The sequence below is a fragment of the Halosolutus sp. DAT137 genome (genome assembly GCF_059736405.1).
The window spans coordinates 53,222-70,343 of record NZ_JCAQID010000013.1 but is presented as its reverse complement, the minus strand read 5'-3'; the positions used below and the strand labels follow the sequence as shown (position 1 = coordinate 70,343).

Sequence of the window (17,122 nt, the reverse complement as noted above, 5' to 3'; positions counted from 1 at the left end):
ACGAAATTTGTAACAAGTTTTAATGTACGATGTGTACAGTAATTGTATATGGATAGGGACACCGCGGAGCCGGACGCGGCGACACTGCCCGGCCCGAACGCCCAGCAATGGGTCGATTTTCACCAGACGTACTCCGCGCCGAGCGAGTACTCCCACGAGTTCGTCTGGGATCTGACGCGCGAGGCCGACGGCCCGTTCGTCACCGACGTCGACGGCAACGTCCTCCTCGATTTTACCTGCCACATCGGCGCGGCACCGCTCGGCTACAACAACGAGAAGATCCTCGACAAACTCGACGAGTTCGACCTCGTCGAACCGATGAAAATCGCCGGCCAGGACCTGTACTTCGGTGCCGGCCCGGATCCCGACGACGCGCCGGTCCCCGGCTCGAGTCACCTGATGAAGACGTTGACCGAGGTCTCGAGTCAGTACGGGATGGACACCGTCTTCCTCTCGAACTCCGGCGCGGAGGCCGTCGAGAACGCGATGAAAATAACCCACGATCACGGGGCACCGGCCAAGTACGCCGTCGCGTTCACCGGCAGCTTCCACGGCCGAACGCTCGGAACGCTGTCGCTGACGAAGTCCAAGGAGGTCTATACGCGCCACTACCCCGAGATCAGCGGGATCGAGACGGTCCCCTTCTGCGCCGATCGCGCCTGTGACGCCCGGAGCTGTGACTGCGGTTTTTTCACCGACCCCGGCTCACAGCTTCGGAACTCGCTGTCACCCGAAGGGGGTCACCTCAACCCCGAGGAGATCGCGTTCCTGATCCTCGAACCCATCCAGGGCGTCGGGGGCTACCGATTCCCGAGCGAAGCGTTCATGCGAGAGGTCGCAGACATCACCGACACCTACGACATCCCGCTGGTCGTCGACGAAATCCAGTCCGGAATCGGCCGCACCGGCGAACTCTGGGCGTCGGACCACTACCCGATCGAACCCGACGTCATCGCCAGCGCCAAAGCGTTGCGCGTCGGCGCGACGATCGCCCGCTCGGACCTGTTCCCGAACGAGAAGAACCGGTTAGGTTCGACCTTCGGCGGCGGCGACATCCTCGGCTCGATGCTCGGCGCGTTCACGCTCGAAGCGATCGAGGAGTACGACCTGCTCGACAACGCCACCCGACGCGGCGCGCAAGCGAAAGAACTGCTCCGGGACGGCACGTCCGAACACGTCGTCGATGTCCGGGGGAAGGGGCTCATGCTCGCCGTCGAGTTCGACACGCCAGAGCGCCGCACCGCCGTTGTTCAGGAATCGCTGGAGCGCGGCCTGCTCACCCTCGGCTGTGGCAAAAAGACGATCCGGCTCCTTCCGCCCCTCGACGCGACCGAACGCGAGATCGAACTGGGCGTCGGGATCTTTCTCGACGCGATCGACGCGGCCGGAACGACAGCGAAAGCAGCGTAGCTGTCGAGCCACGTGCCGGAACTGCCAGGCCGTTACGGAAGTGCGAGGAGAAAGCCCCGCCCTGAACAGTAGACGCCGAACCTAATTTGCGCCGTTGCTGGTAAGGTGGTTATGGTCAAGACGGTCAAAGCAAAACAGGCCTGTCGCGCCGCCTCCACCGTCGTTTATCCAGAGCTCGATTTCGACATCAAACCTTGCGGGAGCTATGCGAGAGAGGACTTTCAAAAAGTCCTCTCTCGTGTCGCCTTCGAGCAGGAGTTCGCCAATACAGCCGGGAAAACGTGCCAACTCAATGACGGCGAGCCCGTCGACGTCACGTCGACGGCTCGCAATGGACTCGCAAAATCACTTCTCTACCACCTCCGAAACCTGGAGGCGGACGCCATCGACGACCAGTTTGATGGCGTCCGCGACGATCTCTTCGAGATTCTCCGAAAACAACGACTCTTGCCCGACTGTGTCGATGTTGCGATCGATCTCCACCAGTGGCGGTTTTACGGTGACGCAGACACTGACCACGTCCTGATCACCTATCCCGATCAGGGAACCAATCGAACGTACTGTTTTGCGACGATCTGTATCGTCGCACCAGGAACTCGATTCACGCTCGACGTGCTGGCGCTGGAGGCGAACGGCTTTCGCGAAAAGCGCGAAGCCGTTCGTTCGCTGCTCGAAACGGCGCGAGAGTACGTCTCGATCAGGCACGTCTACCTCGATAGAGGCTTCTATCAGGTTCACGTCGTTGCGGAACTCGAGCAACTTGACGTCGACTACATCGTCCGTGCACGCCCGAGCAAAGGAATGAAAGCCCGTCTCAGCGCCGGCGCTGAGACGGTCGTCGATGAGTATCTCATGCAACGAAAGCGTGCTCCGACTGCCTCAGTTGCAGTGATTGTGTTCTCGCAAATGTACTTGTTTCAGCTGGTGCTGTACCAGAGAAACCGCCGATTTCAACGCGCCTTTTCCGGGAATTCGTCGCTATGACTGATTACGGATAGCGGTTGATCGGTCCGACCGAGCTGATCGGTCAGCACGCCGTAACTGAGTGGAAACACTCAGAAACGCCGCTTCTGGCGGCGTTTCTTCGTTCCCTCAATCTCCGTTTCGCATAGATTGTCACAGCGTCACAATCCAAGTCGCTTGATCAACCAACTTCGCTCGGCCATCTGCGTTGAATCGGCAACTACTGTTTAGGGCGGGGGGATGTCAATCGTCCGGACTGTGCCGTGATTCGTCACTCGTTCGGGCTCTGGATCTCGACAGTGACAGCGTTCGGCTCGTAAGCGTTCGCAGCATATCCACCTTCGTTCCAGGGGAACTCGTCGTCCTCGAGCGCGTCACGCCAGGCCTCAGGCTCGGAAATGCGTCGGGGTTGTCGTCGACCCAGTTCGTCCGTCGCTCGCGATAGCAGCACGTGGTTCCCCGGTTCGGCGTTCCAGTCGTACCGGAACAGTCGCCAGGCACCGCCGTACTCGGGGCCGAACAGCGCCGCATCGTTCCACTGCTCACCACCATCAGTCGAAATCTCGACGCGATCGATCGCGTCGTCACCCGCCCAGGCGACACCGCGCACGTCGATCGTCTCGTCCGGGCGCACTGGAACGGGTTCCGCTCCGTCGGGCGTCCCGATCACCGACATGACGGTTGCGTCGAACGTGTACGGGTGGTCGACCGCGCCTTCGAGCTGGTCCCACGTATCTGCCGTGTCGATGCTCTCGTTCGTCTCGGGATCGACGCCCTCAGGGTGAATACGATAGGCGTCCTGTTGCCAGAACCCGTGTTCGCCCGGGCGATCGAGTGCGCCGTCGACTACCATCGAATCCATGAGTCGGAGTTCTTCGACCCACTTCACGTTGTTGACCCCGTACCATCCGGGGACGATCAATCGAACCGGGTAGCCGTGTTCCTGCGGGAGTCGTTCGCCGTTCATCTCGTAGGCCAGGAGACAGTCGTCGAGTGCCTTCGCGAGTGGAATCGATCGTGCGAAGACGTCGTCGTCCGCCGACGGATCCCCACCGATCGCCGTTAGCCACCGCCCGTCGGACGAATCGACACCGTGCTCGCGGAGCAGTGAACTGATCGGGGTCCCGGTCCAGAACGCGGTGGCAGCCGCCTCGAATCCCCACTGAACGCTTCCCGTCTCGGGACGGTGCTGGCCGCGACCGTTACCCGCACACTCCATCGTATGTGCGACCGCCACGGTCGGATACTCGGTCGTGATGGCAGCCATCGAGAGCTCTCCGTCGATCTGACCGGTGAGAGCGACGGACCATTCGTCGGCGTCGATATCCGGGATATCGTTCCGGTGGCAGACGAAGTGTTCTTCGATTGGCGTCAGCCAGTTCGCGAACGTCTGTCGGCTGGCAGCGCCGACGACCGTGTACTTGTCGGCCTCGTCGCGCGTTTCGGTCACGCCGCCCGCCTTGCGTTCGACAATCGTGTCGATTTCTTCGTGACGGTTCTTTCGTGGCTGTTCAGTTCCCATAGGGACCACACCACTCACACAAGCAAATATCGAGTACCAGCGGATCGTCTCTCCGCTGTGGATCGTCTCTCACTCCTCCGAACGAAGTCAATGATGGCATGTGACGGTTCTCACGCCGCTGGCTCGATGTTCTGGTTCACGCGGAAGACGTTCTCGGGGTCGTACTCCGATTTGATCTCCCGGAGCCGTTCGTAGTTATCGCCGTAGGTGGCGCGAATCCGATCAGCGCCTTCGTCCATCATGAAGTTGACGTACGACGCGCCGGCAGAGTGGGGGTGAACTGCCTCCCAGTACTCGCGAGTCCACTCGGTGATCCGATCGCGTTCGGCCGGATCTGGGTCCACGCCGACGATGACCATCGACCAGGTGGCGTCGCGGTGGTTCCAGGCCGTCTCATCCGCGTCGACCTCGTGGACCGCGCCGTCGATCGGGTAGAGATGCATCGTCGATTTCGGGGTCGGCACCCGGGCGAAGCGCTCGTGGGCTGCGATCGCCTCGTCGGTCAGTTCGCGGACGAAATCGCCCTTCCAGTACCACTGCTCGCCCGGCGGGTAGAGGTCGTCGAACATCCCCTGGAGCGCCGGGTACGGCATCGCGCCGACGTGCTCGAACAGCGGGTCGGCGACGTCGCGTGCGGGCTGGACGACATCGTCGGCGTCGTCGGGCGATCCGAGGTAACACCACATCAGTCCACAGACCTTCTCGCCGTGAAGCTCCGGCGGGAAGGGATCGCCCGGTACCTCGGCGGCGAGGTAGAAGGCGTAGACGTCTTCGGGTGCCTCCGGCAGCCACTCGCGATACCAGCGCATCGTCGTCTCGAGGTCGTCGATCGACCAGAACAGCGGGCCGGCGACGACCGTCTCGACGGGGTGTAGCTGGAACTCGAATGAGGTCACGACCCCGAAATTTCCGCCGCCGCCGCGCAGCGCCCAGAACAGGTCCGAGTGCTCGTCCTCGCTCGCGCGGACCAGTCGGCCGTCGGCCAGCACCAGGTCCGCGCTCACCAGGTTGTCGATCGTCAGGCCGTATTTGCGGCTCAGGTAGCCGTGGCCGCCGCCCAGCGTGAGTCCGCCGACGCCGGTCGTCGAAATGACTCCGCTGACGGTCGCCAGACCGAAGGCGTGTGTCGCGTGGTCGACGTCGCCCCAGGTACATCCCGGTTCGACGTGGACGGTCTCGCTCTCGGGATCGACACGGATCCCCGTCATGTCGGAGAGGTCGATCACTAGCCCGTCGTCGACGAGTCCCAGCCCCGGGCCGCTGTGACCGCCGCTCAGGATCGCGATCTCGAGATCCCGTTCGCGACCGAACTCGATCGCTGCGATCACGTCCGCGACGTTCGAACAGCGAGCGATCGCCCGCGGGCGCTTGTCGATCATCGCGTTGTAGACGGTGCGCGCGTCGTCGTAGGCCGGATCAGTTGGTCGGAGGAGGTCCCCGCGAAGCGTTTCCTCCAGCTCCTCGATCGCGGCCCGGTCGTCAGTTGTTGTTGCCATGAGTTTCACTCGGTCACGGATACCGAAACCAAGAGTACCGCTACCCACCACCGAGAGGGCAAAGAGACTACGCGATGGGATTCGAGCATCGACTGGCCACCGCGCACCGGGTGGAACGCGTGCAGTCGCTGCAGCCGGCGGCGTTCGTCCGATCGCTTACTCGGTCCCTGGCGGCTCCGCCGCGCGCGAAACCGGATGCTGGCGCTCGAGTTCTCGAATCGTCTCGACGAGCACGTCGATCCCGTGTTCGAGACTCCGCTCGTCGACGTCGAACGTCGGCGTGTGATGACTGGTCGGGTGGTCCGTCCCGACGATCAGGTAGGTTGCGAGGCCGCCGTCGGCCTGGACGCGCTCCATCAGGAACGTCGCGTCCTCGCTCGCGCCGAACTCGGCCGACGGGAGGACGCGATCGACCCCGTCGATGCCCCTCGCCACCTCGCTCACCAGCGCCTGCAACGCGGGGTCGCTGTCGGCTCGCGGCGACTCGCTGACCACGTCGACGTCGGCCCGACAGCCGTGCATCCGCGCGGCCGATCGAATCGTCCGCTCGAGCCGTTCTTTTACGTACGCCATCAATTCCGTCGTTTCGCCGCGGGCCTCGGCTTTCATCCGCGCGCGCTCGGCGATGACGTTGCTCGCGGAGCCGGCCTCTGCGTACCCGACGTTCACGCGAGTCATCCCGTCGCCGTGGCGCGGGATGCCGTAGGCGTTCTCGATCGCGGTCCCCATCGCGTGCATCGCGTTCGCGCCCTCGTTCGGCGCTTTTCCCGCGTGTGCGGACGTCCCGTGGATCGTCGCGTCGACGTGACACATCGCCAGCGGCTTCTCGATCCCGGCCACCACTTCGCCCGTCGGGTGATCGAGACCGACGTGGGCGGCCAGCAGGTAGTCCAGCCCGGCGGCGAACTCGCTTCTCGCCATCGGGCAGCCACCCCCACTCGCCTCTTCGGCGGGCTGGAAGAAGACGACCAGTCGACCTGCAAAGTCGCTCTCTACGATCGCTTCGAGGACGGCGAGTCCCCAGGTCATGTGAACGTCGTGACCGCAGGCGTGCATCGTGCCGTCGATCTCGGAGCGAAATCCCTCGGCGGCCGGCGCGTGGTCCTCGCTCGTCGACTCCTCGACGAACAGGCCGTCGATGTCGACCCGAAGCCCGATCGCCGGCCCCTCGCCGCGATCGACGACGGCGACCACGCCGGTGTTCCCGCCGGCCATTCGATCGAGGAGATCCGGTTCGACGCCGCGATCGCGGGCGCGCTCGATCCACGGTTCGAGATCGGCGTCGGGAACGGCCATTCGATCGGCGGGGTCGTAGGCGTCCGGACCGACGGCCAGTTCGTCGACGCCGATTGCCTGGATTTCCTCGACGAGTCGGGCGGTCGTGACGAACTCGCGCCAGGCGGGTTCCGGATGCCGGTGGAGGTCCCGGCGAAGGGCGACGAGCCGATCCCCGATCGGTTCACTCATGCAACGAGGTAACGCGGGCCACAGGCTTAATAATACACAATCTGCGTGTACGGTAGGTACACAAAGAGCGCGTCATAGAACCGGGCACAGACTCCAGTGGGAACAATTGGGACGGTCACCGCTCAAAATGAAAATGAAAGAGAGTGAAAAAACAAATTGTGGGAAGCTTTCATCAAGACGGACTAGAAGGTTTGAAGAACGAATTGGAAGAACAACATTTAGACTATACTGAGACTTCCACTACGTTGGAAGAAGAGTAGTCAGAAAAGTCGGAAATCACACTAGACGATGGTAATCCTGACCATATATGTAAATGTCAAAATAGCACCTAATATCACAAAATTATAAGTGCAGAAGATAATAATTCCTCATATGGATGGTAGGGATATTATAATTTCAATTCTTGGGTTGCAGATCACAGTACTGTTTGGAGTGTTGTCTCTAGTAGCCCAAATTGGATCGATCATATGGGTTGATGTGATGTACATGGGAATAGGTGTGCTTGTGACGATTTTCGCCTTAGTTTCTAGTCGATCCAACCAAAGGTGAGTTATCACAATCGAACAGCGAAACCGCGTCTCGAGCGTTCCTAAGTGTCTTTTTCGAAGCCGCCACTGTCAAGTTCGCCAGCGATATTTTTGAGTCGTACGGCATCAATTTCAGATTACACATCGCTACGCTGGCTACCCAAACGGTACTCGGGTTCCAATGGCTTGAACGCCAGAACTCGTGTGTCCTGATTAGCGTGTCTGAAGGGAGCAGTGAAGACCTGAGGTCGGCGGACACGGATCGCTGCGATTATTTTCATCGATGTAGTGCCTTTCTCACAGGAAGTGCGCTCGCTCTGGTCTGCCGGGAAAGCGTCGCCACAGCCCGAACACCGCGCACACGCAGCAACTGAACTAGACAGTTCAGTTTCTTCCTCTCATCTGAATAAAACCGTGCTACTATCACACAAATCATAAGCAACTCGGTAGCGATGATTCATCAACACGATGAGCACGGACCCAGACATCGCCGTCCTGCGGGAGGGAACCGAAGGGCTGTCGATGGCCGCCTACGCCGACACCCTCCGCGATCGGTTGCCCGACCACGCCGTCTCACTGGCGCAGACGCCCCGAGAGGAACGCGACCTGGTGGCCCGAGCGCGGGTCGTGACGGGAATCACGATCGAACACTCGCTTCTCGAAGACGCAGACCGACTCGAGCTATTTGCCTGTACGTTCGCCGGCACCGACCACGTCCCGATGGACGCGCTCGAAGAACGCGGTGTCGCCGTCACGAACGCCGGCGGCATTCACGCGCCCGGAATCGCCGAGCAGTCGATCGCCAACATGCTGATTTTCGCGCGAAACCTCCACGAGGGCTTTCGGCGCAAATCGAACGCCGAGTGGCGACACTTCCAGTCCCAGGAGTTCACCGACAGCACCGTGACGATCGTCGGTCTGGGCTCGATCGGCCAGGCAATCGTCCAGCGCTTGGAAGGGTTTGAGGTCGAAACGATCGGGATTCGCTACTCGCCCGAGAAGGGCGGCCCAACGGACGAGGTGTACAGCTTCGAGGAGGGTGATGTCCACGAGGCGTTCGCCCGGAGCGACTACGTCGTCCTCGCGTGCCCGCTGACCGACCTGACCCGCGGCCTCGTCGACGCGGACGCGCTGGCGACGCTCCCCCCGAACGCCGTCGTCGTCAACGCGGCCCGCGGCGAAATTATCGACACCGACGCGCTCGTCTCGGCGCTGCAGTTCAACGGTATCCGGGGCGCTGCACTCGACGTGACCGACCCCGAACCGCTGCCGAACGACCACGAACTCTGGGATCTGGAGAACTGTCTCATCACCCCGCATACGGGCGGTCACACGCCGAAACACTGGGACCGACTGGCGGATATCGTTGCGCACAATGTGCGGGCGATCGACGCCGGTGAGGAGTTGGAAAACGCAGTGTTCGTCCCCGGATCGAGGTGAGCGGCGAAAACAGTCGATCTATGCGGTGAACAGTTCTCGCGGAAACTCGGCCAGCGTCTCGGCACCGCTTCCGGTAACGTGGAAGGTTTCGCTGATCTCGACGCCGAACTCGTCGCCCCAGATGCCGGGGATCATGTGAAACGTCATATCCTCCTCGAGCACCGTCTCGTCTCCGGGCCGGAGGCTCGCGGTGTGTTCGCCCCAGTCCGGCGGATACCCCAGTCCCATCGAATAGCCGATTCGATCCTCCTTCTCGATGTCGTGTCTGGCGATCGCCTCGCGCCACGCCCGTTCGACGGCCTCGCAGGTGACGCCCGGTTCGGCTGCGTCGAGGGCCGCCTCGAGTCCCTCGACGACGACCTCGGCGGTGCGTTCGATTGCTGCGGGCGGATCGCCGACGAACGTCGTACGCGCAAGCGGTGAGTGATACCGGTGGCGACAGCCCGAGAGTTCGATGATAACCGGGTCGCCCTCTTCGAACGGCCGATCGGTCCAGGTCAGATGCGGCGTTCCGGTGTGCTCGCCGGCGGGCATCAGGGGCACGATCGCGGGGTAGTCGCCGCCGAACTCGTCGGTGCCGGCGAGCAGGGCGTCGTAAATCGCCCGCGCGGCCTCGTACTCGGGAACGCCCGCCTCGATCGCGTCGAGCCCCGCCGCCATCGCGTTCTCGGAGATGCGCGCCGCCTCGCGCATGTACGCGAGTTCTTGCTCGGATTTTCTGATCCGGACCCAGTTGACCAGCAGCGTCGTATCCGCGAACTCGGCCTCCGGGAGGTTTTCCTGCAGGCGCGTGTAGGACTTCGCGGTGAAGTAGGAGGCGTCCATCTCGAGACCGATCCGGCCTGCTGCCACGTCGAGTTCCTCGAGCACCCCCGCGACGTAATCCATCGGGTGAAGATCGTACGGCGAGTGGACGTGGTCGTCGCTGTAGGACCGAATACTCTCTTCGGAGAGCCAGGTCGTCGCCCGAGCGCCGTTTGCGTCCATCTCGCGACCTACCCAGACCGGTTCGTCCCGCTCGGGCGTGACGATGACCGCCTGATGGACGTAGAACGACCAGCCGTCGTACCCCGCGAGGTAGTTCATGTTCGCCGGATCCGCGACGACGATCGCGTCGAGTCCCTCCTCGCGGAGCCGTTCTTTCGTCCGGTCCAGCCGTCGCGCGTACTCTCGCTGGTCAAAAATAGCCTGTGGCATGATAGCGCGTCTCTACCGCGTCACTCCACAGGGAGTGATAAAACGTTTTCGTGGACGTCGGATACAGATCTCGTATACTATAGTGGGCTTGAAAGCGAATGCGACGGTCGACGGGGTTCCATACGAATCGTTGTAGCGTGTTACCGGTGACCGCTCGATACGGGCAGCGACCACCGGTACCGAATTACAACAGACCGTATCACACCGTTTATCTCGGTTCGGCCCGCATGCCCGGACAATGACGAACCAGGACCTCATCGACGCCCTGCGCGCGGCCGAGGCCGTGAAGTTTGGCGAGTTCGAACTCTCCTACGGCGGAACCAGCGAATACTACATCGACAAATATCTTTTCGAGACCGACCCACGGTGTCTCAACGCGATCGCCGAGGCCTTTGCCGACAGACTGGGCGCAGACGACAAACTCGGCGGCGTCGCCCTCGGCGGCGTTCCACTCGCGGTCGCAACGAGCGTCGCCGCGGACGTCCCCTACGTTATCGCCCGCAAGGAGCGCAAAGAGTACAGCACGGGGAATCTCGTAGAAGGCCGCCTGGAGGACGGTGAGGAGATCGTCGTCGTCGAGGACATCGTCACGACGGGAACGAGCCTCATCAAGGCCGTCGAAGCGCTTCGGGACGCGGGTGCCACCGTCGATCGCGCGCTGGTCGTCGTCGATCGCGAGGAGGGCGGCCGCGAAAACATCGAAGACGCCGGCGTCGAGGTGGAAGCGCTGGTTACCGCAAGCGAACTGCTGGCCGATCGAGACTGACCTGCAGATTGCTTCTCCCCGATCAGTCGATAGGCCTTTTTCCGACCGATCGAGACTGACCTGCAGATTGCTTCTCCCCGATCAGTCGATAGGCCTTTTTCCGACCGATCGGTAGCGGCCACTCTCTCGTCCGAATCCAATGATTCGAAATTCGAATTAGCATGGTTCGAATACATACGTATTAGTAGGAACGCCGTGGGACGATCGAAATCTGAAATTCCTGGCTACCACCAGGGGACGGACTCCCGGCGACTGCGATCGGCGCTACTGTTGGCCGTACGATTCGAATTTCGCGAGCACCGTCTCGAGTTGTTCGTCCGAGAGCGTTTCCGGCTCTAACCCGGCCGATCGTGCCTCCAGATAGATTCGGGCGAGGCTCTCGACGTGAGTCGTGTTCTCGAGGGCCGTCTCGAGGTCCGGCGCGGTGACGACGAGACCGTGATTTTCGATGAACGCGGCGGTCGTGTCGGCCTCTTCCATCGCGGCCACGATGTTCGCGGCGAGTTCGTCCGTTCCGTAGGGTGCGTATTCGGCAACGGGAACGCGCTTGCCCACCGCGACGATCATGTAGTGAATCGGGGGCAAGGGTTCGCGGGCGATCGCCATCGTCGTCGACCACGGCGAGTGCGTGTGGACGATCGCGCCGACGTCCTCGCGACGGTAGATAGCGGCGTGCATCGGCACCTCGCTGCTCGGCGTCATTCGGCCCTCGCGCTGCTCGCCGTCGACGCCGACGACGGGGACGTCTTCGGTGTCGAAACTGTCGTAGGGAACGCCGGTCGGCGTGATCGCGAACGCGTCGCCGTCGGTCCCGTCGCGGACGCTGAGATTTCCGGTCCGTCCGGGGGTGAGTGAGGCGAGGTCTGCGGCGCGATCGACGACCTGTCGGCGCTCGGATTCGAGGATCACAGTACCACCCCCGTTAGCTCCTCGAACGCATCTAACCTGTGGTCGGGGTTTCGGCGTCCATCGAGGGGACTCCCGGTATCAGCGTCGGGGTCGGCGTTGAACAGCACCGTCTCCAAGCCGACGGCGTTCGCGCCGACGATATCCGCCTCGATGTCGTCGCCGACCATCACCGCGTCTGACGGGCGGCGATCGAGCCTGGCCAGCGGCAGCGTGAACATGACAGAGCCCGGTTTTTCTCGGCCCGTCTCCTCGGAGGTCAGGAGGAGATCGATCTCGTCTTCGATTCCCAGCCGCTCGAGTTTGGCGAGTTGAATGCGCGTCGTGAGGTTCGTGACGATCGCCACGTCGACCCCGGCGCCCCGGAGTTTTCGTAACGTCTCTTCGACGCCCGGAAAGAGTTCCATTTCGTCGAGATAGGCGCTCCAGAACGCCTCGCCGATTGCCTTCGCGTCGCCGGGCCTGGCCGTTCCGGCGTGTAGTTCGAGTCCCCGCTTGACGTAGAGGAATCGCTCGTGGCTCGCGGCCGTGCCGGGGATTTCTCGTTTGACCTCCCGGCGTCCGGTCTGGTACAGTGTCTCGAATTCGTCGCGATCGAGTTCGTAACCCAGTTCGATCGCGGTTTTCCACGCAGCGTCTTTCCCCGCCTCGTTGCACGGGGGATACGGGTAGAGCGTGTCATCGAGGTCGAAAAAGACGGCATCGATCGGCATACTACACCTGTTATCGTGAACGACAAAACGAGTACCGGTCCCGGTGACCAAACTCCCTCGATTCGGTTTCTATACGGTTGGTGTGAGTCCAGCGATCGGACTCAGTTCCGGCTCCGGTACCGTCGGTAGGCCACGACTGCGAGTCCCAGTGCGAGAATCCCGCCGATCGCAAGCACGCCGCCGACGACCCACTGAGCGCGGAAGCCGATCAACATCACGCCGAGGCTCGCTCCGAAGAGTCCGGCGTGAACGAGCACTGCAGCGGTGATGAACGCGAGCAGCGTCGATGGCGAGATTTTGGAGACCGCCGCCTCGATGTCTTCGCCATCGCTCCCGGACCGATCGTCGTCGAACGGATCCTCGAACTCATCGTCTTCGAACAGATCGTCCGGTAGCGGATCGAAGACCACGATCTAGGAGAACAAGTGCAACGGGAAAGCTGTTCGGCCGTCATCGGACGATATCGTACGCGACGACCGTCGCCCCATCACAATGTTTTTATCCCACTCGAGACTACGCGTATCTACGATGGTAGGTGTCCGCTTTACAGGGGCTCTCGCCCGCTTCTAACTTCCACCTACCGCTGGCTGTGTCGAATTCCGCACACGGCCACGCGGGACGCGCGGACCACCCACCGAACTTCTCGACGAAGTTCCCGGATTATTCACAATTACAGGGACAGCAATAGCCATGTCAGAATCAGATTCACAGGAACAGATCGCGGTCGTACTGCCAGACGGATCCGAACTCAGCGTCGCTGCCGGCGCAACGGTCGAGGACTGTGCCTACGAAATCGGGCCGGGCCTCGGCCGCGACACCGTCGCGGGGAAACTCGACGGCGACCTCGTCGCCAAGGAAGCGCCAGCGTACGACGGGGCCGAACTCGAGATCATCACCGAGGGCTCCGAGGAGTCGCTCAGAGTGATGCGCCACTCCGCGGCCCACTGTCTCGCCCAGGCCGTCGAACGCCACTACGACGACGTTGACCTCGCGATCGGGCCGCCGACCGACGAGGGCTTTTACTACGATTTCGACAACCTCGACGTCGACGAGGAGGACCTCGCGGCGCTCGAAGACGAGATCGAGGAGATCATCGAGGCGGACTACGAGATCGAGCGGGAGGAGGTCTCGATCGGAGAGGCGGAGGAACGCCTCGCGGACGAACCCTACAAGCTCGAACTGCTCGAGGAACTCGCCGCGGAGGGCGAGACCGTCACGTTCTACAGCCAGGGCGAGTGGGAGGACCTCTGTGCCGGCCCGCACGTCGAGTCGACCGGCGAGATCGGCGTCGTCTCTCTGCTCGAGATCGCGGGGGCCTACTGGCGCGGCGACGAGGAGAACCCGATGCAGACGCGCATTTACGGCACGGCCTTCGAGGACGAGAGCGACCTCGAGGCGTTCGTAGAGCGCAAGCGGGAAGCCGAGGAGCGCGACCACCGAAAGATCGGCAACGAGATGGATCTCTTCTCGATCCAGGACGTCACCGGCCCCGGACTGCCGCTGTATCACCCGGCGGGCAAGACCGTCCTGAAGGAACTCGAAGACTTCGTCGAGGACCTCAACCAGGATGCCGGCTACGACTACGTCGAGACGCCACACGTCTTCAAGACCGACCTCTGGCACCGATCGGGCCACTACGAGAACTATCAGGATGACATGTTCATCTTCGACGTCGGAGACGACGAGTTCGGCCTGAAGCCGATGAACTGCCCCGGTCACGCCGCCATCTTCCAGGACCACTCCTGGAGCTACCGCGACCTCCCTATCCGCTACGCCGAGAACGGTAAAGTATATCGCAAAGAACAACGCGGCGAACTCTCCGGCCTCTCCCGGGTGTGGGCGTTTACGATCGACGACGGCCACCTGTTCATCCGGCCCGACCAGATCGAACGCGAGGTCAGGGAGATCATGGACATGATCACGGACGTGCTGGACACGTTCGACCTCGACTACGAGATGGCGCTTGCGACCCGACCCGAAAAGAGCGTCGGCAGCGACGAGATCTGGGACCGAGCGGAGTCCCAGCTCGAAAGCGTCCTCGAATCCAGCGGCCAGGAATACGAACTCGAGGAGGGCGACGGCGCGTTCTACGGCCCGAAGATCGACTTCGCGTTCGAGGACGCGATCGGGCGATCGTGGGACGGTCCGACGGTCCAACTGGACTTCAACATGCCCGAGCGGTTCGACCTGAACTACGTGGGCGAGGACAACGAAGAACACCGCCCCGTGATGATCCACCGGGCGCTCTATGGCAGCTACGAGCGCTTCTTCATGATGCTCATCGAGCACTACGAAGGGAACTTCCCGCTGTGGCTCGCCCCCGAACAGATTCGCGTCCTCCCCATCTCGGACGGCAACCTCGGCTACGCCCACCGCGTCGCCAACGAGTTCGACGACTTCCGCGTCGAGGTCGACGACCGCGACAGCACGCTCGAGCGAAAGATTCGCGCGGCCCACGACGATCGGGTCCCCTACCAGATCATCGTCGGCGGCAACGAGGAAGAAGACGGCACCATCTCGGTCCGCGATCGATTCGAAGAGCAGGAGTACGACGTCGAAATCGACGAATTCCGATCGCACCTCGAAGCCGAACGCGACGAGCAACGGGCCGAACCCGACTTCCTGCAGGAGTAGCGGTACCGAGAGACGACGACCGGCTCGCGGTGCTTCCGAGACGGGCGTATTCGAACTTGCCACCCACGTTCGTGGACAGATGTCTCGGAGTCGACATCGATATGTTCATAGTTGCACAGCCGTGGGTACATTGATATGAACAGGGCCGAGAAGGCAGCCCTCCAGTTGCGGGCCGTCAACGTGTTGCGGATGCTCAAAGAGAACCGAACGTACGACGAACTGGCCGCGACGACCGGGCTTCCCGCCGGCGACCTGAATCGGTACGTCAACGGGCACGTCCTCCCTGGAACCGATCGAGCGCGGGCGGTCGTCGACGACCTCGGCCGAAAGGCGCTGGCGACGGAACTCGAAGCACGCATTCGCCTCGACGACGACGGCTACGTCGACAACTCCGACACCGTCTTCGACCAGTCGTTTCTCGACCTCGTCGCCCCCGTCGCCGCGAACGGGTTCGAGTTCGATCGCCCGGACGTGGTGCTTACCGCTGCAACCGACGGGATCACCCTCGCTGCGGCGCTCGCCAGTTACTACGGGACGCGGTGTGCCTACGCGAAAAAGCGCAAGGAAACCGCCGTCGAGGAGTTCATCGAGGCCCGCGAACGCCTCCAGTCGGGGATCGAACTCACTTACTACCTGCCCGCCGCAGCGATCGATCCGGGCGAATCCGTCCTCGTCGTCGACGATCTGATCCGATCGGGAGAGACCCAGGAACTCCTGCTCGATATCGTCGACTCCGCCGATGCCGACGTCGCCGGCGTCTTCGCGCTCATTGCGGCCGGCGACGACGGAATCGAGCGCGCTCGCGAACGAACCGACGCCCCGATCGGGGCACTTACGAGAGTCTAACGGGCACAACTTCCCCGTCCTCGACAGACGTTCCTCAGCGAACGATCGTCACCGGAACCGGGGATCGTCGGGCGACGGTTTCCGCGACGCTGCCGAGTAAGATTCGGCTCGCGCCAGTGCGACCGTGGCTGCCGATCGCGATGTGGTCGACATCGTGTTCCTTGGCGTAGTCGACGATCGATCGGGAGACGCCACCGATAATCTGGTCCGTGTCGATTTCGACGCCGTGCTCGGCGGCCTGTTCGCGCGCGCTGTCGAGAATCTGCTCGCCGCGGTTCTCGTGGTGTTTCTGGATCTCGTCGTAGTTCGCCATCGACCCGCCTTCGATGCCAGTCGCGGCGTAGAAATCACCCGGATCGAGGACGTGCAACGCCGTGATTTTGGCGTCCGGATACTCGGTGCAGGCGAACTCGAGGGCTTTGGCCGATCGGTCCGATTCGTCGACAGCAACGAGAACGTGTTTTGGCATAGCTGTCACTACGCTGGTCTAGAAAATAAACGTCGGCCATAGTTCTGACCAGTTGGGATGCCGTGTCCGTCTCCCAGTAGTGCAGTCGAAAGCGTGTATAGAGTTGGAATCGAGTCCGGGTCGCGGACGGACCGCAGAACCGAAACGACCGAGTTGTACGTGTCGGCCGGAGTTACTTCGCGCGGCCCTGTCCGCCGTTGTTGGACGGACGGACCTTCTCTGCGCCCTTGCCGCGGGTGTTGAGCCCGCGGTTTGCCTTGCCGGCGTTGGTCAGCCCGCGGAAGGCGCGGTTCTGGTGGTTGTCGCCACAGATCCAGTTGAGATCGTCGTCGTTCTCGATCGCCGGGTGGTTCGGATCGACGAGGATCACTTCGAACCACTTCTGGCTGCCGTCTTCACCGACCCAGTAGCTGTTGAGCACGCGCAGGTTGGGATACTTGCGGGAGACGCGCTCTTCACCGATGCGCTGGATGTTCTTTCGCCGCCCGATGCGGTTGACACCCTGGCGCTTCGTCCGGCGACCGGCTTTGTGTCGCTGCTTGCGAGCGGTCCCCTTGCGGACCGAGACGCGAGTCACGATAACGCCCTGCTTGGCCTTGTAGCCGAGTTCACGGGCCTTGTCGAGTCGCGTCGGTCGATCGATCCGCTCGATCGCACCCTGTTTTCGCCATTCCTGTTTGCGTTGCCACTGGAGTTCCCCGAGTTTGCCCTCGTCGGGGTCCTTCCACGCGTCCTTGATGTGGGAGTAGAAGCTTTTTGCCATCGT

At 62.2% G+C, this 17,122-nt stretch carries 15 protein-coding genes; 6 read left to right on the top strand and 9 right to left on the bottom strand.

The features are described 5' to 3' along the window. Positions 1 to 48 precede the first annotated feature (48 nt). Together AC6I6L_RS19730 and AC6I6L_RS19725 are read left to right on the top strand one after the other, a co-directional pair. Positions 49 to 1,410, top strand: a complete 1,362-nt coding sequence (locus tag AC6I6L_RS19730) for an aminotransferase class III-fold pyridoxal phosphate-dependent enzyme (protein ID WP_497919484.1) — start codon at positions 49 to 51, stop codon at positions 1,408 to 1,410. A gap of 111 nt (positions 1,411 to 1,521) precedes the next feature. Next, a complete protein-coding gene (locus tag AC6I6L_RS19725) occupies positions 1,522 to 2,394 on the top strand; it encodes a transposase (RefSeq protein WP_497919483.1) in 873 nt (290 codons plus the stop codon). Positions 2,395 to 2,644: 250 nt separating this feature from the next. Here AC6I6L_RS19725 and AC6I6L_RS19720 read toward each other — a convergent pair whose 3' ends face one another. The 3 genes from AC6I6L_RS19720 to AC6I6L_RS19710 form a co-directional block, all read right to left on the bottom strand. Beyond that, positions 2,645 to 3,895, bottom strand: coding sequence for a sulfite oxidase (locus AC6I6L_RS19720; protein ID WP_497919482.1), 1,251 nt, complete (start codon positions 3,893 to 3,895; stop codon positions 2,645 to 2,647). A 110-nt stretch (positions 3,896 to 4,005) separates the two neighbouring features. Continuing rightward, on the bottom strand, positions 4,006 to 5,391 hold the full coding sequence (locus tag AC6I6L_RS19715) for an FAD-binding oxidoreductase (protein ID WP_497919481.1): 1,386 nt from the start codon (positions 5,389 to 5,391) through the stop codon (positions 4,006 to 4,008). 156 nt (positions 5,392 to 5,547) lie between these two features. Then, the gene (locus tag AC6I6L_RS19710; protein WP_497919480.1) at positions 5,548 to 6,858 is read right to left on the bottom strand and encodes an amidohydrolase; all 1,311 of its coding nucleotides are present in this window, start codon (positions 6,856 to 6,858) and stop codon (positions 5,548 to 5,550) included. Between the two features lie 995 nt (positions 6,859 to 7,853). Between AC6I6L_RS19710 and AC6I6L_RS19705 the strand changes: the two genes are divergently transcribed. Then, positions 7,854 to 8,825, top strand: a complete 972-nt coding sequence (locus tag AC6I6L_RS19705) for a D-2-hydroxyacid dehydrogenase (RefSeq protein ID WP_497919479.1) — start codon at positions 7,854 to 7,856, stop codon at positions 8,823 to 8,825. Positions 8,826 to 8,843: 18 nt separating this feature from the next. On the opposite strand, the gene AC6I6L_RS19700 is transcribed toward AC6I6L_RS19705, so the two are convergent. Beyond that, positions 8,844 to 10,022: a M24 family metallopeptidase gene (locus AC6I6L_RS19700; RefSeq protein ID WP_497919478.1), complete on the bottom strand. Its 1,179-nt coding sequence runs from the start codon at positions 10,020 to 10,022 to the stop codon at positions 8,844 to 8,846. Positions 10,023 to 10,260: 238 nt separating this feature from the next. Between AC6I6L_RS19700 and pyrE the strand changes: the two genes are divergently transcribed. Next, on the top strand, positions 10,261 to 10,788 hold the full coding sequence (pyrE, locus tag AC6I6L_RS19695; protein WP_497919477.1) for an orotate phosphoribosyltransferase: 528 nt from the start codon (positions 10,261 to 10,263) through the stop codon (positions 10,786 to 10,788). Positions 10,789 to 11,052: 264 nt separating this feature from the next. On the opposite strand, the gene AC6I6L_RS19690 is transcribed toward pyrE, so the two are convergent. From AC6I6L_RS19690 to AC6I6L_RS19680, 3 genes are all read right to left on the bottom strand, one after another. Further along, positions 11,053 to 11,697 carry a ribulose-1-phosphate aldolase gene (locus AC6I6L_RS19690; RefSeq protein ID WP_497919476.1) on the bottom strand — a complete coding sequence of 215 codons (645 nt, stop codon included), beginning with the start codon at positions 11,695 to 11,697 and terminating at the stop codon, positions 11,053 to 11,055. After that, positions 11,694 to 12,407 carry a ribulose-1,5-bisphosphate 5-phosphatase gene (locus AC6I6L_RS19685; RefSeq protein ID WP_497919475.1) on the bottom strand — a complete coding sequence of 238 codons (714 nt, stop codon included), beginning with the start codon at positions 12,405 to 12,407 and terminating at the stop codon, positions 11,694 to 11,696. Before AC6I6L_RS19685 ends, AC6I6L_RS19690 begins: the two co-directional genes overlap by 4 nt. Before the next feature lie 101 nt (positions 12,408 to 12,508). Next, positions 12,509 to 12,817, bottom strand: a complete 309-nt coding sequence (locus tag AC6I6L_RS19680) for a DUF7322 domain-containing protein (RefSeq protein ID WP_497919474.1) — start codon at positions 12,815 to 12,817, stop codon at positions 12,509 to 12,511. 280 nt (positions 12,818 to 13,097) lie between these two features. On the opposite strand from AC6I6L_RS19680, the gene thrS reads away from it, so the two are divergent. Both thrS and AC6I6L_RS19670 read left to right on the top strand, forming a co-directional pair. Next, positions 13,098 to 15,041 (top strand): threonine--tRNA ligase, encoded by a 1,944-nt coding sequence (gene thrS, locus AC6I6L_RS19675; protein ID WP_497919473.1) that lies wholly within the window; start codon positions 13,098 to 13,100, stop codon positions 15,039 to 15,041. A 135-nt stretch (positions 15,042 to 15,176) separates the two neighbouring features. Then, positions 15,177 to 15,887, top strand: coding sequence for a phosphoribosyltransferase family protein (locus AC6I6L_RS19670; protein WP_497919472.1), 711 nt, complete (start codon positions 15,177 to 15,179; stop codon positions 15,885 to 15,887). Positions 15,888 to 15,921: 34 nt separating this feature from the next. Here the strand turns inward: AC6I6L_RS19670 and AC6I6L_RS19665 are convergent, their stop codons facing one another. Together AC6I6L_RS19665 and AC6I6L_RS19660 are read right to left on the bottom strand one after the other, a co-directional pair. Continuing rightward, positions 15,922 to 16,356 carry a universal stress protein gene (locus AC6I6L_RS19665; protein ID WP_497919471.1) on the bottom strand — a complete coding sequence of 145 codons (435 nt, stop codon included), beginning with the start codon at positions 16,354 to 16,356 and terminating at the stop codon, positions 15,922 to 15,924. 172 nt (positions 16,357 to 16,528) lie between these two features. Next, positions 16,529 to 17,119: a 50S ribosomal protein L15e gene (locus AC6I6L_RS19660; RefSeq protein WP_497919470.1), complete on the bottom strand. Its 591-nt coding sequence runs from the start codon at positions 17,117 to 17,119 to the stop codon at positions 16,529 to 16,531. Positions 17,120 to 17,122: the final 3 nt, after the last annotated feature.

Bases quoted from the DNA above. Each gene is read 5' to 3' on its own strand.
- AC6I6L_RS19730 (WP_497919484.1), top strand. From the start codon at position 49: ATGGATAGGGACACCGCGGAGCCGGACGCGGCGACACTGCCCGGCCCG.
- AC6I6L_RS19725 (WP_497919483.1), top strand. From the start codon at position 1,522: ATGGTCAAGACGGTCAAAGCAAAACAGGCCTGTCGCGCCGCCTCCACC.
- AC6I6L_RS19720 (WP_497919482.1), bottom strand. From the start codon at position 3,895: ATGGGAACTGAACAGCCACGAAAGAACCGTCACGAAGAAATCGACACG.
- AC6I6L_RS19715 (WP_497919481.1), bottom strand. From the start codon at position 5,391: ATGGCAACAACAACTGACGACCGGGCCGCGATCGAGGAGCTGGAGGAA.
- AC6I6L_RS19710 (WP_497919480.1), bottom strand. From the start codon at position 6,858: ATGAGTGAACCGATCGGGGATCGGCTCGTCGCCCTTCGCCGGGACCTC.
- AC6I6L_RS19705 (WP_497919479.1), top strand. From the start codon at position 7,854: ATGAGCACGGACCCAGACATCGCCGTCCTGCGGGAGGGAACCGAAGGG.
- AC6I6L_RS19700 (WP_497919478.1), bottom strand. From the start codon at position 10,022: ATGCCACAGGCTATTTTTGACCAGCGAGAGTACGCGCGACGGCTGGAC.
- pyrE (WP_497919477.1), top strand. From the start codon at position 10,261: ATGACGAACCAGGACCTCATCGACGCCCTGCGCGCGGCCGAGGCCGTG.
- AC6I6L_RS19685 (WP_497919475.1), bottom strand. From the start codon at position 12,407: ATGCCGATCGATGCCGTCTTTTTCGACCTCGATGACACGCTCTACCCG.
- thrS (WP_497919473.1), top strand. From the start codon at position 13,098: ATGTCAGAATCAGATTCACAGGAACAGATCGCGGTCGTACTGCCAGAC.
- AC6I6L_RS19670 (WP_497919472.1), top strand. From the start codon at position 15,177: ATGAACAGGGCCGAGAAGGCAGCCCTCCAGTTGCGGGCCGTCAACGTG.
- AC6I6L_RS19665 (WP_497919471.1), bottom strand. From the start codon at position 16,356: ATGCCAAAACACGTTCTCGTTGCTGTCGACGAATCGGACCGATCGGCC.
- AC6I6L_RS19660 (WP_497919470.1), bottom strand. From the start codon at position 17,119: ATGGCAAAAAGCTTCTACTCCCACATCAAGGACGCGTGGAAGGACCCC.